The sequence below is a fragment of the Streptomyces sp. NPDC001568 genome (assembly GCF_042893755.1).
Classification (GTDB): domain Bacteria; phylum Actinomycetota; class Actinomycetes; order Streptomycetales; family Streptomycetaceae; genus Streptomyces.
In genome coordinates, this window is the sequence record NZ_JBIAVF010000001.1 from 50,584 (window position 1) to 65,149 (window position 14,566).

General features: G+C 66.0%; 23 protein-coding genes. All 23 read left to right on the forward strand.

From position 1 onward, the window contains the following. Window position 1: 1 nt before the first annotated feature. The 23 genes from fusA (at window position 2) to rpmD (ending at window position 14,565) form a co-directional block, all read left to right on the forward strand. On the forward strand, window positions 2-2,134 hold the full coding sequence (fusA, locus tag ACFY0I_RS00250; RefSeq protein ID WP_362882660.1) for an elongation factor G: 2,133 nt from the start codon (window positions 2-4) through the stop codon (window positions 2,132-2,134). A gap of 150 nt (window positions 2,135-2,284) precedes the next feature. Then, window positions 2,285-3,478, forward strand: coding sequence for an elongation factor Tu (gene tuf / locus ACFY0I_RS00255; RefSeq protein WP_281204230.1), 1,194 nt, complete (start codon window positions 2,285-2,287; stop codon window positions 3,476-3,478). A 220-nt stretch (window positions 3,479-3,698) separates the two neighbouring features. Further along, window positions 3,699-4,886, forward strand: a complete 1,188-nt coding sequence (locus ACFY0I_RS00260; protein WP_388888062.1) for a hypothetical protein — start codon at window positions 3,699-3,701, stop codon at window positions 4,884-4,886. 465 nt (window positions 4,887-5,351) lie between these two features. After that, entirely contained in the window at window positions 5,352-5,660 is a 309-nt protein-coding gene (gene rpsJ, locus ACFY0I_RS00265; protein ID WP_003948644.1) for a 30S ribosomal protein S10, read from the forward strand. A 14-nt stretch (window positions 5,661-5,674) separates the two neighbouring features. Further along, complete coding sequence (gene rplC / locus ACFY0I_RS00270; protein ID WP_281204232.1) at window positions 5,675-6,319, forward strand: 50S ribosomal protein L3; 645 nt, start codon at window positions 5,675-5,677, stop codon at window positions 6,317-6,319. A gap of 4 nt (window positions 6,320-6,323) precedes the next feature. Continuing rightward, window positions 6,324-6,974, forward strand: a complete 651-nt coding sequence (gene rplD / locus ACFY0I_RS00275) for a 50S ribosomal protein L4 (RefSeq protein ID WP_030725940.1) — start codon at window positions 6,324-6,326, stop codon at window positions 6,972-6,974. Continuing rightward, window positions 6,974-7,297, forward strand: a complete 324-nt coding sequence (gene rplW / locus ACFY0I_RS00280; protein WP_037792012.1) for a 50S ribosomal protein L23 — start codon at window positions 6,974-6,976, stop codon at window positions 7,295-7,297. Before rplD ends, rplW begins: the two co-directional genes overlap by 1 nt. 39 nt (window positions 7,298-7,336) lie before the next feature. Then, complete coding sequence (gene rplB / locus ACFY0I_RS00285; RefSeq protein WP_031146577.1) at window positions 7,337-8,173, forward strand: 50S ribosomal protein L2; 837 nt, start codon at window positions 7,337-7,339, stop codon at window positions 8,171-8,173. A gap of 12 nt (window positions 8,174-8,185) precedes the next feature. After that, on the forward strand, window positions 8,186-8,467 hold the full coding sequence (gene rpsS, locus ACFY0I_RS00290) for a 30S ribosomal protein S19 (protein WP_008739713.1): 282 nt from the start codon (window positions 8,186-8,188) through the stop codon (window positions 8,465-8,467). 43 nt (window positions 8,468-8,510) lie between these two features. Next, the gene (gene rplV / locus ACFY0I_RS00295; protein ID WP_007265904.1) at window positions 8,511-8,858 is read left to right on the forward strand and encodes a 50S ribosomal protein L22; all 348 of its coding nucleotides are present in this window, start codon (window positions 8,511-8,513) and stop codon (window positions 8,856-8,858) included. Next, entirely contained in the window at window positions 8,858-9,700 is an 843-nt protein-coding gene (rpsC, locus tag ACFY0I_RS00300; protein ID WP_008739710.1) for a 30S ribosomal protein S3, read from the forward strand. Before rplV ends, rpsC begins: the two co-directional genes overlap by 1 nt. 5 nt (window positions 9,701-9,705) lie before the next feature. Continuing rightward, complete coding sequence (gene rplP / locus ACFY0I_RS00305; protein WP_030026326.1) at window positions 9,706-10,125, forward strand: 50S ribosomal protein L16; 420 nt, start codon at window positions 9,706-9,708, stop codon at window positions 10,123-10,125. Next, entirely contained in the window at window positions 10,125-10,349 is a 225-nt protein-coding gene (gene rpmC, locus ACFY0I_RS00310; protein ID WP_008739703.1) for a 50S ribosomal protein L29, read from the forward strand. The genes rplP and rpmC overlap by 1 nt, the downstream gene beginning before the upstream one ends. Beyond that, a complete protein-coding gene (rpsQ, locus tag ACFY0I_RS00315) occupies window positions 10,349-10,633 on the forward strand; it encodes a 30S ribosomal protein S17 (RefSeq protein WP_008739702.1) in 285 nt (94 codons plus the stop codon). Before rpmC ends, rpsQ begins: the two co-directional genes overlap by 1 nt. Before the next feature lie 109 nt (window positions 10,634-10,742). After that, window positions 10,743-11,111 (forward strand): 50S ribosomal protein L14, encoded by a 369-nt coding sequence (gene rplN, locus ACFY0I_RS00320; protein ID WP_053682618.1) that lies wholly within the window; start codon window positions 10,743-10,745, stop codon window positions 11,109-11,111. Window positions 11,112-11,113: 2 nt separating this feature from the next. Further along, entirely contained in the window at window positions 11,114-11,425 is a 312-nt protein-coding gene (gene rplX, locus ACFY0I_RS00325) for a 50S ribosomal protein L24 (protein ID WP_030008468.1), read from the forward strand. Beyond that, entirely contained in the window at window positions 11,425-11,976 is a 552-nt protein-coding gene (gene rplE / locus ACFY0I_RS00330) for a 50S ribosomal protein L5 (protein ID WP_030008469.1), read from the forward strand. The genes rplX and rplE overlap by 1 nt, the downstream gene beginning before the upstream one ends. A gap of 5 nt (window positions 11,977-11,981) precedes the next feature. After that, entirely contained in the window at window positions 11,982-12,167 is a 186-nt protein-coding gene (locus ACFY0I_RS00335; protein WP_003956452.1) for a type Z 30S ribosomal protein S14, read from the forward strand. Window positions 12,168-12,390: 223 nt separating this feature from the next. Continuing rightward, complete coding sequence (rpsH, locus tag ACFY0I_RS00340) at window positions 12,391-12,789, forward strand: 30S ribosomal protein S8 (RefSeq protein ID WP_007265911.1); 399 nt, start codon at window positions 12,391-12,393, stop codon at window positions 12,787-12,789. A gap of 20 nt (window positions 12,790-12,809) precedes the next feature. Continuing rightward, complete coding sequence (rplF, locus tag ACFY0I_RS00345; RefSeq protein WP_281204234.1) at window positions 12,810-13,349, forward strand: 50S ribosomal protein L6; 540 nt, start codon at window positions 12,810-12,812, stop codon at window positions 13,347-13,349. Window positions 13,350-13,351: 2 nt separating this feature from the next. After that, a complete protein-coding gene (gene rplR, locus ACFY0I_RS00350) occupies window positions 13,352-13,735 on the forward strand; it encodes a 50S ribosomal protein L18 (protein ID WP_008739696.1) in 384 nt (127 codons plus the stop codon). A 45-nt stretch (window positions 13,736-13,780) separates the two neighbouring features. After that, complete coding sequence (rpsE, locus tag ACFY0I_RS00355) at window positions 13,781-14,383, forward strand: 30S ribosomal protein S5 (protein WP_073912880.1); 603 nt, start codon at window positions 13,781-13,783, stop codon at window positions 14,381-14,383. Continuing rightward, the gene (gene rpmD / locus ACFY0I_RS00360; protein WP_053682614.1) at window positions 14,383-14,565 is read left to right on the forward strand and encodes a 50S ribosomal protein L30; all 183 of its coding nucleotides are present in this window, start codon (window positions 14,383-14,385) and stop codon (window positions 14,563-14,565) included. The genes rpsE and rpmD overlap by 1 nt, the downstream gene beginning before the upstream one ends. Window position 14,566 lies beyond the last annotated feature (1 nt).

A 14,566-nucleotide genomic window follows, 5' to 3' on the forward strand; every position in this document is an offset into this window, starting at 1 on the left:
TATGGCTACCACTTCGCTTGACCTGGCCAAGGTCCGCAACATCGGGATCATGGCCCACATCGACGCGGGCAAGACGACCACCACCGAGCGCATCCTGTTCTACACCGGTGTGTCTTACAAGATCGGTGAGGTCCACGACGGCGCCGCCACGATGGACTGGATGGAGCAGGAGCAGGAGCGTGGTATCACCATCACGTCTGCCGCCACCACCTGTCACTGGCCGCTCGAAGACGTCGACCACACCATCAACATCATCGACACCCCGGGTCACGTCGACTTCACCGTCGAGGTGGAGCGTTCGCTCCGCGTCCTCGACGGCGCCGTCACCGTGTTCGACGGTGTCGCCGGTGTTGAACCGCAGTCCGAGACCGTTTGGCGTCAGGCGGACCGCTACGGCGTCCCGCGCATCTGCTTCGTCAACAAGCTGGACCGCACCGGCGCCGAGTTCCACCGCTGCGTCGACATGATCAAGGACCGCCTCGGTGCGGTTCCGATCGTCATGCAGCTCCCCATCGGTGCCGAGGCCGACTTCCAGGGTGTCGTCGACCTCGTCACGATGAAGGCGTTCGTCTGGTCCGCCGAGGCGACCAAGGGCGAGATGTACGACATCGTCGACATCCCGGCCACGCACACCGAGGCTGCTGAAGAGTGGCGCGGCAAGCTGGTCGAGACCGTCGCCGAGAACGACGACGAGATCATGGAGCTGTTCCTGGAGGGCAACGAGCCCTCCGTCGAGCAGCTGCACGCCGCCGTGCGTCGCATCATCCTCGGCTCCGGCAAGGGCAAGGGCGAGCCCACGATCACCGCGGTGTTCTGTGGCACGGCGTTCAAGAACAAGGGTGTTCAGCCCCTGCTCGACGCCGTCGTCCGCTACCTCCCGTCGCCGCTGGACATCGAGGCCATCGAAGGCCACGACGTCCGTGACGCCGAGGTCGTCGTGAAGCGCAAGCCCTCGGACGAGGAGCCGCTCGCGGCGCTCGCGTTCAAGATCATGCGTGACCCGCACCTCGGCAAGCTCACCTTCGTCCGGGTTTACTCGGGCCGCCTGGAGGCCGGCACTGCGGTGCTGAACTCCGTCAAGGGCAAGAAGGAGCGCATCGGCAAGATCTACCGCATGCACGCGAACAAGCGTGAGGAGATCGCGTCGGTGGGCGCCGGTGACATCGTCGCCGTCATGGGTCTGAAGCAGACCACCACCGGTGAGACGCTGTGTGACGACAAGGCCCCCGTGATCCTGGAGTCCATGGACTTCCCGGCTCCGGTCATCCAGGTCGCCATCGAGCCCAAGTCCAAGGGTGACCAGGAGAAGCTGGGTGTCGCCATCCAGTCTCTCGCGGAGGAGGACCCCTCCTTCCACGTTCACTCGGACGAGGAGACCGGCCAGACCATCCTCGGCGGTATGGGCGAGCTGCACCTCGAGGTGCTGGTCGACCGTATGAAGCGCGAGTTCAAGGTCGAGGCCAACGTCGGCAAGCCGCAGGTGGCCTACCGCGAGACGATCCGCAAGACCGTCGAGCGTCACGACTACACCCACAAGAAGCAGACCGGTGGTACCGGTCAGTTCGCCAAGGTGCAGATCGCGATCGAGCCCATCCTCGAGGCCGACGGTCCGGCGTACGAGTTCGTGAACAAGGTCACCGGTGGCCGCATCCCGAGGGAGTACATCCCCTCGGTCGACGCCGGTGCGCAGGAAGCCATGCAGTTCGGCATCCTGGCCGGCTACGAGATGACCGGCGTTCGCGTCATTCTTCTCGACGGTGGCTACCACGAGGTGGACTCCTCGGAGCTCGCCTTCAAGATCGCCGGTTCGCAGGCCTTCAAGGAAGCCGCCCGCAAGGCGTCTCCCGTCCTGCTCGAGCCGATGATGTCCGTTGAGGTCACCACGCCCGAGGAGTCCATGGGCGACGTCATCGGTGACATCAACTCCCGCCGTGGCCAGATCCAGGCCATGGAGGAGCGTCACGGCGCTCGTCTCGTGAAGGGCCTCGTGCCGCTTTCGGAGATGTTCGGCTACGTCGGAGACCTCCGCAGCAAGACCTCGGGTCGCGCCAGCTACTCGATGCAGTTCGACTCCTACGCCGAGGTTCCCCGGAACGTCGCTGAGGAGATCATCGCGAAGGCCAAGGGCGAGTAACTCTTCCGAGTACACGCTTTAGGCTTGTCACCGGAGCCTCTGGGGCAACAGGAGCAACCCTCCCGCTGCCCCGGGGGAGCCGGCTATCCAGCAAAGATCACCTGGCGCCGACGATTCAAGGCGTACAGAACCACTCTCAGGAGGACCCCCGTGGCGAAGGCGAAGTTCGAGCGGACTAAGCCGCACGTCAACATCGGCACCATCGGTCACATTGACCACGGTAAGACGACCCTCACGGCCGCCATTACCAAGGTGCTGCACGACAAGTACCCGGACCTGAACGCGGCTTCGGCCTTCGATCAGATCGACAAGGCTCCTGAGGAGCGTCAGCGCGGTATCACCATCTCGATCGCGCACGTCGAGTACCAGACCGAGGCGCGTCACTACGCCCACGTCGACTGCCCGGGTCACGCGGACTACATCAAGAACATGATCACCGGTGCCGCGCAGATGGACGGTGCCATCCTCGTGGTCGCCGCCACCGACGGCCCGATGCCGCAGACCAAGGAGCACGTGCTCCTGGCCCGCCAGGTCGGCGTTCCGTACATCGTCGTCGCCCTGAACAAGGCCGACATGGTGGACGACGAGGAGATCCTGGAGCTCGTCGAGCTCGAGGTCCGCGAGCTGCTCTCCGAGTACGACTTCCCGGGCGACGACCTTCCGGTCGTCCAGGTCTCCGCGCTGAAGGCGCTCGAGGGCGACAAGGAGTGGGGCGACAAGCTCCTCGGCCTGATGGACGCCGTCGACGAGGCGATCCCGACCCCGCCGCGTGACACCGAGAAGCCCTTCCTCATGCCCGTCGAGGACGTCTTCACGATCACCGGTCGTGGCACCGTCGTCACCGGTCGTATCGAGCGTGGTGTCCTGAAGGTCAACGAGACCGTTGACATCATCGGCATCAAGCAGGAGAAGACCACCACCACGGTCACCGGCATCGAGATGTTCCGCAAGCTGCTCGACGAGGGCCAGGCGGGCGAGAACGTCGGTCTGCTCCTCCGTGGCATCAAGCGCGAGGACGTCGAGCGCGGCCAGGTCATCATCAAGCCCGGTTCGGTCACGCCGCACACCGAGTTCGAGGCCGCCGCGTACATCCTGTCGAAGGACGAGGGTGGCCGTCACACCCCGTTCTTCAACAACTACCGCCCGCAGTTCTACTTCCGTACCACGGACGTGACGGGCGTTGTGACCCTCCCCGAGGGCACCGAGATGGTCATGCCCGGTGACAACACCGACATGACGGTCAACCTCATCCAGCCCGTCGCGATGGAAGAGGGCCTGAAGTTCGCCATCCGTGAGGGTGGTCGTACCGTGGGCGCCGGCCAGGTCACCAAGATCACGAAGTAATTTCGTGCTCTGACCCGGTCGTCCGCGCGAGCGGACACCATGCATGACGGAAGGGCCCCTTCCCACCGCTCCGGCGGCGGGGAGGGGCCCTTCCGCATGTCCGGCGGCCCGGGGGTGGGTGGGGAGCCGGGAGGGCTGTCAGCGGCGTGTGAGACGCTCGCTCGGCATGTACAGGAGCGCCGTAGGGCGCGGCAGGAACGTTTCACGGGGTGGGGCAGGAATGGCACAGCAGGACGACGGCGGATCGCGCATATCCGACGAGGAGTGGCAGCGGTTCGGCGAGCAGGTGGGGCAGGGGCGTTCGGACGCGCCCCAGGAGCCGTCGGCACGGGCGCGGATGGTGACCGAGCGGCTGCGGCGCGAGGACGAGGAACGGCGGAAGGCGGCGGGCCGCTTCGGACGCAAGGGCAAGGCGGCAGCCGCGGCGCCGCCGGGCTGGCGGACCGGGCCGGCCTGGCAGGAGAGGGAAGGGCGGGGGAGGGGCAAGCGCCGGCTCAAGGCCGCTGCGGCGATCGTGTTCGTGGCCGGCCTGGCGCTGATCGCCCTGCGGCCGGAGTTGCTGATCGACCGGGTCACGGGGAAGGCCGAGTCGCGCCAAGAGGCGGAGCGCGGCGGGCCGTTGGCGGCGGAGTCCGCCCGCCCGACCGGGGCGCCGGAGGTCGCGTACCCCGACCGTCCGACGCCGAAGGATCCGTTCCGCGGCTCGCCGGCCCTCCAGTGGGCGGACGGCGCCGCCGGCATCGAGGTGCCGCCGGCCGAGGCCGTCAACGGCGTGGACAAGGACCGGATCGCGGACGGGCTCGCCAAGGCGAAGCAGTTCCTGGTGGCGGCGAACCTGGACCCGGCCGTGCTGCGCGGCGAGCGCCCGGTGGCGGCGCTGGCGCTGCTCGATCCGAAGGACGACGTGACGCACCGGCGGATGCGGACGGCGTACGAGCGGCCGACCGAGGAGGCGGACCCGCTGGAGCTCTTCACCCGGTACGACCCCGCGGAGCTGCGACCGGTCGGCGACGTGGTCAAGGTGCGCGGGCGGATGTGGCTGGAGGCGGGGCCCGAGCGCGGACAGGCCGCGATCAAGGTGGACTACTCCTTCGTCCACCCCTTCGTGAAGGTCAAGGGGAACCCGGAGGACGTGGCCCGGAGCATCGTGCGGCGCGAGATGACGTTCCACGTCGTGGACGCGAAGGCGTGGGAGTCGACCGCCGGGACGTTGTGGATCCACGAGAACCTGCGGGACGTCGCCAACACCGCCTGCGACCGGTACGACGGCTACCTGCACCCGTCCTTCTTCTCGGACCCGACGGAAAGCGGACCGGAACCCTCCGGAGCGGCGGTCGACCCGTACGACCGCAGCCGCGGCATCGACACCTCCGGCCAGGAGGAGTGCGGGACGCTGTCCCGGTCCTGACCAGGCAGGGACCCCGTCGGGCAAACGCGCGCCGCAGTTTGACGTGTCCGCGCGGCGGGGTATTCTCTTCCGCCCGATTGGCCAGGTACGTGTCTCGTATGGCAGACTACTCAAGTTGCTCGGTTGAGTGCCGATGCTGCGCGCCTCCCGCCGGGAGGACCGGAAGCGAGTCCCACAGTACTCGTCGTCCTTAATCTGCCTCTCGGGGCAGCAATGGGGACGGACGTACGGGAATCTTCTGGGAAGCGTCAGCAAGGTGCTTACCAGGCACTCGGTGGGTGTTTCTCCCCCGATGCGCGGTCAGGGACCGCATCCCCTTGGACGAGGGAATTTCCGTATGGGAATTTTCTGTAGAGGGAGTGCGACACGCCCGACCGCGTGGGTCGGAGGAAAGACTGCGGGAGTCATCCCGCGGCCAACCGGGAGCCAGAGCGTTCCACATACAGACAGGACTACGGAGTAGCCATGGCGGGACAGAAGATCCGCATCCGGCTCAAGGCCTACGACCACGAGGTCATCGACTCCTCGGCGAAGAAGATCGTCGAGACGGTGACCCGCACTGGTGCGTCGGTCGCAGGCCCGGTGCCGCTGCCCACTGAGAAGAACGTGTACTGCGTCATCAAGTCGCCGCACAAGTACAAGGACTCGCGCGAGCACTTCGAGATGCGCACGCACAAGCGCCTGATCGACATCCTCGACCCGACTCCCAAGACCGTTGACTCGCTGATGCGCCTGGACCTTCCGGCCGGCGTTGACATCGAGATCAAGCTCTGAGAGGCGTCGAGAAGATGGCAAAGCAGATCAAGGGCGTCCTGGGCGAGAAGCTCGGCATGACCCAGGTCTGGGACGAGAACAACCGTGTCGTCCCGGTCACCGTGGTCAAGGCCGGACCCTGCGTCGTTACCCAGGTCCGTACGAACGACATCGACGGCTACGAGTCGGTCCAGATCGCCTTCGGCGAGATCGACCCGCGCAAGGTGAACAAGCCCCTCAAGGGCCACTTCGCCAAGGCCGACGTCACCCCCCGCCGCCACCTGGTGGAGCTCCGCACCTCCGACGCCAGCGAGTACACGCTCGGCCAGGAGATCACTGCTGAGGTGTTCGAGTCCGGCGTCAAGGTTGACGTCACGGGCAACAGCAAGGGCAAGGGCTTCGCCGGTGTCATGAAGCGTCACAACTTCAAGGGCCTCGGTGCCGGTCACGGCGTCCAGCGCAAGCACCGCTCCCCCGGTTCGATCGGTGGCTGCGCCACCCCTGGGCGTGTCTTCAAGGGCATGCGCATGGCCGGTCGTATGGGTAACGAGCGCGTCACCACCCAGAACCTGACCATCCACGCGGTTGACGCGGAGAAGGGTCTGCTCCTCATCAAGGGTGCGGTCCCCGGTCCGAACGGCGGCCTCGTCCTGGTCCGTACCGCGGCCAAGGGGGCTTGAGGTAATGAGCACCATTGACATCCTTTCGCCGGCAGGCGACAAGGCCGGTACCGTCGAGCTCCCCGCGGAGATCTTCGACGCCAAGACCAGCGTTCCGCTGATCCACCAGGTCGTTGTCGCTCAGCTGGCTGCTGCCCGTCAGGGCACGCACAAGACCAAGCGTCGTGGCGAAGTCCGTGGTGGTGGCCGCAAGCCGTACCGCCAGAAGGGCACCGGCCGCGCTCGCCAGGGTTCCACCCGCGCTCCGCAGTTCGTCGGCGGTGGCGTCGTCCACGGCCCGCAGCCGCGTGACTACTCCCAGCGGACCCCGAAGAAGATGAAGGCCGCCGCCCTCCGCGGTGCCCTCTCGGACCGTGCGCGTCACTCCCGCATCCACGTCATCACCGGCGTGGTCGAGGGTGCCGCCTCCACGAAGGCCGCCAAGACGCTGTTCGGCAAGATCTCGGAGCGCAAGAACCTGCTCCTGGTCGTCGACCGCGCCGACGAGGCCGCGTGGCTGTCCGCCCGCAACCTGCCCCAGGTTCACATCCTGGAGCCGGGCCAGCTGAACACGTACGACGTGATCGTCTCTGACGACGTGGTCTTCACTCAGGCCGCTTTCGAGTCCTTCGTGTCTGGCCCCAAGGCCGATGAGACCGAAGGGAGCGACGCCTGATGTCTGAGGCGACCGTTACCAGCAAGACCTTCACTGACCCGCGCGACCTGCTGATCAAGCCGGTTGTCTCGGAGAAGAGCTACGCGCTGCTGGACGAGAACAAGTACACGTTCATCGTCGCGCCCGGCGCCAACAAGACCCAGATCAAGCAGGCCGTCGAGGCGGTCTTCTCGGTCAAGGTCACCGGGGTCAACACGATCAACCGTCAGGGTAAGCGCAAGCGCACCAAGACCGGTTTCGGCAAGCGCGCGAACACCAAGCGCGCCATCGTGACCCTCGCTGAGGGCGACCGAATCGACATCTTCGGCGGCCAGGCCTCCTAACGGAGGTCTAGTCGTCCGGAATCGGACGAGGACTGAGAAATGGGTATCCGCAAGTACAAGCCGACGACCCCGGGCCGTCGTGGCTCCAGCGTCGCCGACTTTGTCGAGATCACGCGGTCCACGCCGGAGAAGTCGCTGGTTCGCCCTCTGCACAGCAAGGGCGGCCGTAACAACACCGGTCGGATCACTGTTCGCCACCAGGGTGGCGGTCACAAGCGCGCCTACCGCGTGATCGACTTCCGTCGTCACGACAAGGACGGCGTGCCGGCCAAGGTCGCGCACATCGAGTACGACCCCAACCGCACGGCGCGCATCGCGCTGCTGCACTACGCCGACGGCGAGAAGCGCTACATCATCGCGCCGAAGAGCCTGAAGCAGGGCGACCGGATTGAGAACGGCCCCACGGCCGACATCAAGCCCGGCAACAACCTGGCACTCCGCAACATCCCGGTCGGTACCACGATCCACGCGATCGAGCTCCGTCCCGGTGGCGGCGCCAAGTTCGCCCGCTCCGCCGGTGCCTCGGTGCAGCTGCTCGCGAAGGAGGGCGTCATGGCCCACCTCCGCATGCCGTCCGGCGAGATCCGTCTCGTCGACGCGCGCTGCCGCGCCACGGTCGGCGAGGTCGGCAACGCCGAGCAGTCGAACATCAACTGGGGCAAGGCCGGCCGCATGCGCTGGAAGGGCGTTCGCCCGTCCGTCCGCGGTGTCGCGATGAACCCGGTCGACCACCCGCACGGTGGTGGTGAGGGTAAGACCAGTGGTGGTCGCCACCCGGTCTCCCCGTGGGGTCAGAAGGAGGGTCGTACTCGCTCGCCGAAGAAGGCTTCGAGCAAGTACATCGTCCGCCGCCGCAAGACGAACAAGAAGCGCTAGGAGCGGGTTTAGATGCCGCGCAGTCTCAAGAAGGGGCCCTTCGTCGACGACCACCTCGTAAAGAAGGTGGACGTCCAGAACGAAGCCGGCACCAAGAACGTCATCAAGACCTGGTCCCGTCGCTCGATGATCATCCCCAGCATGCTGGGTCACACCATCGCGGTGCACAACGGCAAGACCCACGTCCCGGTGTTCGTCACCGAGTCGATGGTCGGCCACAAGCTCGGCGAGTTCTCGCCGACTCGCACCTTCCGCGGCCACGTCAAGGACGACCGGAAGTCGAAGCGCCGCTAAAGGCGGGGTGGTTACGACTATGACTTACACCGAAGGGACAACCATGGAAGCCAGGGCCCAGGCGCGGTACATCCGCGTCACGCCCATGAAGGCCCGCCGAGTGGTGGACCTTATCCGTGGCATGGATGCCACGGAGGCTCAGGCGGTCCTGCGTTTCGCCCCGCAGGCCGCGAGCGTGCCGGTTGGCAAGGTGCTCGACAGCGCCATTGCCAACGCCGCACACAACTACAACCACCCGGACGCCTCCACGCTGGTCATCAGCGAGGCGTACGTGGACGAGGGCCCGACCCTGAAGCGGTTCCGTCCGCGTGCCCAGGGCCGTGCCTACCGGATCCGCAAGCGGACCAGCCACATCACCGTGGTCGTCAGCAGCAAGGAAGGTTCCCGGTAATGGGCCAGAAGGTAAACCCGCACGGGTTCCGGCTCGGCATCACCACCGACTTCAAGTCGCGTTGGTACGCCGACAAGCTGTACAAGGACTACGTCAAGGAAGACGTCGCCATCCGCAGGATGATGACGTCCGGCATGGAGCGCGCCGGCATCTCGAAGGTTGAGATCGAGCGCACCCGTGACCGCGTGCGTGTGGACATCCACACCGCTCGTCCGGGCATCGTCATCGGTCGCCGTGGCGCCGAGGCCGACCGCATCCGCGGTGACCTCGAGAAGCTCACGGGCAAGCAGGTCCAGCTGAACATCCTCGAGGTCAAGAACCCCGAGCTCGACGCTCAGCTGGTTGCCCAGGCCGTTGCCGAGCAGCTCTCCTCCCGCGTCTCCTTCCGTCGCGCCATGCGTAAGAGCATGCAGGGCACGATGAAGGCCGGCGCCAAGGGCATCAAGATCCAGTGCGGCGGTCGCCTCGGCGGCGCCGAGATGTCCCGCTCCGAGTTCTACCGCGAGGGTCGTGTGCCGCTGCACACGCTGCGCGCGAACGTGGACTACGGCTTCTTCGAGGCCAAGACCACCTTCGGCCGTATCGGTGTGAAGGTCTGGATCTACAAGGGCGACGTCAAGAACATCGCCGAGGTTCGCGCCGAGAACGCTGCGGCCCGTGCGGGTAACCGCCCGGCCCGTGGCGCGCAGGGCGCTGGCGACCGTCCCGCCGGCCGTGGTGGCCGTGGTGGCGAGCGCGGCGGCCGTGGTGGCCGCAAGCCGCAGCAGGCTGCTGGTGCCGAGGCCCCCAAGGCCGACGCTCCCGCCGCCGCTCCGGCCGAGAGCACCGGAACGGAGGCCTGACCGACATGCTGATCCCTCGTAGGGTCAAGCACCGCAAGCAGCACCACCCGAAGCGCCGCGGTATGGCCAAGGGCGGTACTGAGGTCTCGTTCGGCGAGTACGGCATCCAGGCGCTGACCCCGGCGTACGTGACGAACCGCCAGATCGAGGCGGCTCGTATCGCGATGACCCGCCACATCAAGCGTGGCGGCAAGGTCTGGATCAACATCTACCCGGACCGCCCGCTCACCAAGAAGCCTGCCGAGACCCGCATGGGTTCCGGTAAGGGTTCTCCCGAGTGGTGGATCGCGAACGTGCACCCGGGCCGGGTCATGTTCGAGCTGTCCTACCCGAACGAGAAGATTGCTCGTGAGGCGCTCACCCGCGCTGCTCACAAGCTTCCGATGAAGTGCCGGATTGTTCGGCGCGAGGCAGGTGAGTCGTGATGGCGACGGGAACCAAGGCGTCCGAGCTGCGTGAGCTCGGCAACGAGGAGCTCGTTGGCAAGCTGCGCGAGGCCAAGGAGGAGCTGTTCAAGCTCCGCTTCCAGGCGGCCACGGGTCAGCTGGAGAACAACGGCCGGCTCAAGTCCGTCCGTAAGGACATCGCTCGCATCTACACCCTGATGCACGAGCGTGAGCTCGGTATCGAGACGGTGGAGAGCGCCTGATGAGCGAGAAGAACGTGACTGAGACCACCGAGCAGCGCGGTTTCCGCAAGACCCGTGAGGGTCTGGTCGTCAGCGACAAGATGGACAAGACCGTCGTCGTCGCTGTCGAGGACCGCGTCAAGCACGCGCTGTACGGCAAGGTCATCCGCCGTACCAACAAGCTCAAGGCTCACGACGAGCAGAACGCTGCCGGCGTCGGCGACCGCGTCCTCATCATGGAGACGCGTCCGCTGTCGGCGAGCAAGCGCTGGCGCATCGTCGAGATCCTCGAGAAGGCCAAGTAATCAGTCCGGGGGGTTTCCCCCGGATTCGTTCCGCCAGGCTCGGTGGGGGCGAGCGCTCTTCGGAGCGTGAAGCCCCCGCCGGGAACCGGCAGACAAACAGGAGATACACGTGATCCAGCAGGAGTCGCGACTGCGTGTCGCCGACAACACTGGTGCCAAGGAGATCCTTTGCATCCGTGTTCTCGGTGGTTCCGGTCGCCGCTACGCGGGCGTCGGTGACGTCATCGTCGCCACCGTCAAGGACGCGATCCCCGGCGGCAACGTGAAGAAGGGTGACGTCGTCAAGGCTGTCATCGTTCGCACCGTCAAGGAGCGCCGCCGCCAGGACGGCTCGTACATCCGCTTCGACGAGAACGCCGCCGTCATTCTGAAGAACGACGGCGACCCTCGCGGCACCCGTATCTTCGGCCCGGTGGGCCGTGAGCTGCGCGAGAAGAAGTTCATGAAGATCATCTCGCTCGCGCCGGAGGTGCTGTAAGCATGAAGATCAAGAAGGGCGACCTGGTTCAGGTCATCACCGGTAAGGACAAGGGCAAGCAGGGCAAGGTCATCGTCGCCTTCCCCGCCGACAACCGCGTCCTGGTCGAGGGTGTCAACCGGGTCAAGAAGCACACCAAGGCTGCGCAGAACCAGGCCGGCGGCATCGTCATCACCGAGGCCCCGGTCCACGTGAGCAACGTTCAGCTGGTTGTGGAGAAGGACGGCAAGAAGGTCGTCACCCGCGTCGGCTACCGCTTCGACGACGAGGGCAACAAGATCCGCGTTGCCAAGCGGACGGGTGAGGACATCTGATGGCTACCACTCCGCGTCTCAAGACGAAGTACCGCGAGGACATCGCGGGCAAGCTGCGTGAGGAGTTCTCCTACGAGAACGTCATGCAGATCCCCGGCCTCGTGAAGATCGTGGTCAACATGGGTGTGGGCGACGCCGCCCGCGACTCCAAGCTGATCGACGGCGCCATCAAGGACCTGACGACGATCACCGGTCAGAAGCCGGCCGTCACGAAGGCCCGGAAGTCCATCGCGCAGTTCAAGCTGCGTGAGGGTCAGCCGATCGGCTGCCACGTCACCCTCCGTGGTGACCGCATGTGGGAGTTCCTGGACCGTACGCTGTCGCTCGCGCTGCCGCGTATCCGTGACTTCCGTGGTCTGTCGCCGAAGCAGTTCGACGGCCGTGGCAACTACACCTTCGGTCTCACGGAGCAGGTCATGTTCCACGAGATCGACCAGGACAAGATCGACCGTACCCGGGGTATGGACATCACCGTGGTCACCACGGCGACCAACGACGCTGAGGGCCGCGCGCTCCTTCGTCACCTCGGCTTCCCCTTCAAGGAGGCGTAAGCGAGATGGCGAAGAAGGCTCTCATCGCGAAGGCTGCCCGCAAGCCCAAGTTCGGTGTGCGTGCGTACACCCGCTGCCAGCGCTGCGGTCGCCCCCACTCCGTGTACCGCAAGTTCGGCCTGTGCCGCGTGTGCCTTCGTGAGATGGCTCACCGTGGCGAGCTGCCGGGCGTGACCAAGAGCTCCTGGTAACTCCCTCTCGTCCGCAAGGACTTGAGAAGTACCAGGCACTCTCGGTAAGCATCTGGTCGGCGGATGCCCACCCGCGCATGCCTTAGGCTTGTGTGGTTGGGCGTCCGCCGCTCATAACGACTTACTACGCCGTAGGTCCCCGCGCCGCACCCGTCCCGCCTCTGAGTGGGGAGAGGGATGGTGCATACAGGAAACCCCGGCGAGAGAGGCCGAAGGCCACTTCATGACCATGACTGACCCGATCGCAGACATGCTCACGCGTCTGCGTAACGCTAACTCGGCGTACCACGACACCGTCGTGATGCCGCACAGCAAGATCAAGTCGCACATCGCAGAGATCCTCAAGCAGGAGGGTTTCATCACCGGCTGGAAGGTCGAGGACGCCGAGGTCGGCAAGAACCTCGTCCTCGAGCTGAAGTTCGGGCCGAACCGCGAGCGCTCCATTGCGGGCATCAAGCGGATCTCGAAGCCCGGTCTGCGCGTGTACGCGAAGTCCACCAACCTGCCGAAGGTGCTCGGCGGCCTGGGCGTGGCGATCATCTCCACGTCCCACGGTCTCCTCACCGGCCAGCAGGCAGGCAAGAAGGGCGTAGGTGGGGAAGTCCTCGCCTACGTCTGGTAGTCGGGAACGGAGGAAAAGCAATGTCGCGAATCGGCAAGCTCCCCATCCAGGTTCCCGCCGGTGTGGACGTCACCATCGACGGCCAGACGGTCGCAGTGAAGGGCCCCAAGGGCACCCTCGCGCACACCGTCAAGGCGCCGATCGAGATCGTCAAGGGTGAGGACGGCGTTCTGAACGTCACCCGCCCGAACGACGAGCGTCAGAACAAGGCCCTGCACGGCCTGTCCCGCACGCTGGTGGCGAACATGATCACCGGCGTGACCACGGGATACGTCAAGGCTCTCGAGATCAGCGGTGTCGGTTACCGCGTCGCCGCGAAGGGCTCCAACCTGGAGTTCCAGCTTGGTTACAGCCACCCGATCCTGATCGAGGCGCCCGAGGGCATCTCCTTCAAGGTCGAGTCGCCCACCAAGTTCTCGGTCGAGGGCATCGACAAGCAGAAGGTCGGCGAGGTCGCCGCCAACATCCGCAAGCTGCGGAAGCCCGACCCGTACAAGGCCAAGGGTGTCAAGTACGCCGGCGAAGTCATCCGCCGCAAGGTCGGAAAGGCTGGTAAGTAGCCATGGCATACGGTGTGAAGATCGCCAAGGGCGACGCGTACAAGCGCGCTGCCAAGGCTCGCCGCCACATCCGCATTCGCAAGAACGTGTCGGGTACGGCGGAGCGTCCGCGCCTCGTTGTGACGCGTTCCAACCGCAACATCGTTGCTCAGGTCATCGACGACCTCCAGGGTCACACCCTGGCGTCCGCGTCGACCCTGGACACCTCGATCCGCGGTGGCGAAGGCGACAAGAGCGCCCAGGCCCAGGCCGTCGGCGCGCTCGTGGCCGAGCGTGCGAAGGCTGCCGGCGTGGAGACCGTTGTCTTCGACCGCGGTGGCAACCGATACGCCGGGCGCATTGCCGCTCTGGCTGACGCCGCCCGCGAAGCCGGGCTGAAGTTCTAAGCCCCGGTTCCGGGACTCACGGACGTAACAGAGAGAGGTAATCCAATGGCTGGACCCCAGCGCCGCGGAAGCGGTGCCGGTGGCGGCGAGCGGCGGGACCGGAAGGGTCGCGACGGTGGCCCTGCCGCCGAGAAGACCGCTTACGTTGAGCGCGTTGTCGCGATCAACCGCGTCGCCAAGGTTGTCAAGGGTGGTCGCCGCTTCAGCTTCACCGCGCTGGTCGTGGTGGGCGACGGTGACGGCACTGTAGGTGTCGGTTACGGCAAGGCCAAGGAAGTTCCCGCGGCCATCGCCAAGGGTGTCGAGGAAGCCAAGAAGTCCTTCTTCAAGGTTCCGCGCATCCAGGGCACCATTCCTCACCCGATCACGGGCGAGCGTGCGGCGGGCGTCGTGCTCCTGAAGCCGGCTTCCCCCGGTACCGGCGTTATCGCCGGTGGCCCGGTGCGCGCCGTTCTGGAGTGCGCCGGCGTTCACGACATCCTGTCGAAGTCGCTCGGCTCTTCGAACGCGATCAACATCGTGCACGCGACCGTGGCGGCCCTCAAGGGCCTGCAGCGTCCCGAGGAGATCGCGGCTCGCCGTGGTCTGCCCCTCGAGGACGTCGCCCCCGCGGCTCTGCTTCGTGCACGTGCCGGGGCGGGTGCGTAATGGCTCGCCTCAAGATCACGCAGACGAAGTCGTACATCGGCAGCAAGCAGAACCACCGCGACACTCTGCGTTCGCTCGGGCTCAAGCGCCTGAACGACGTGGTCGTCAAGGAGGACCGCCCCGAGTTCCGCGGAATGGTGCAGACCGTCCGCCACCTCGTGACGGTTGAGGAGGTTGACTAAC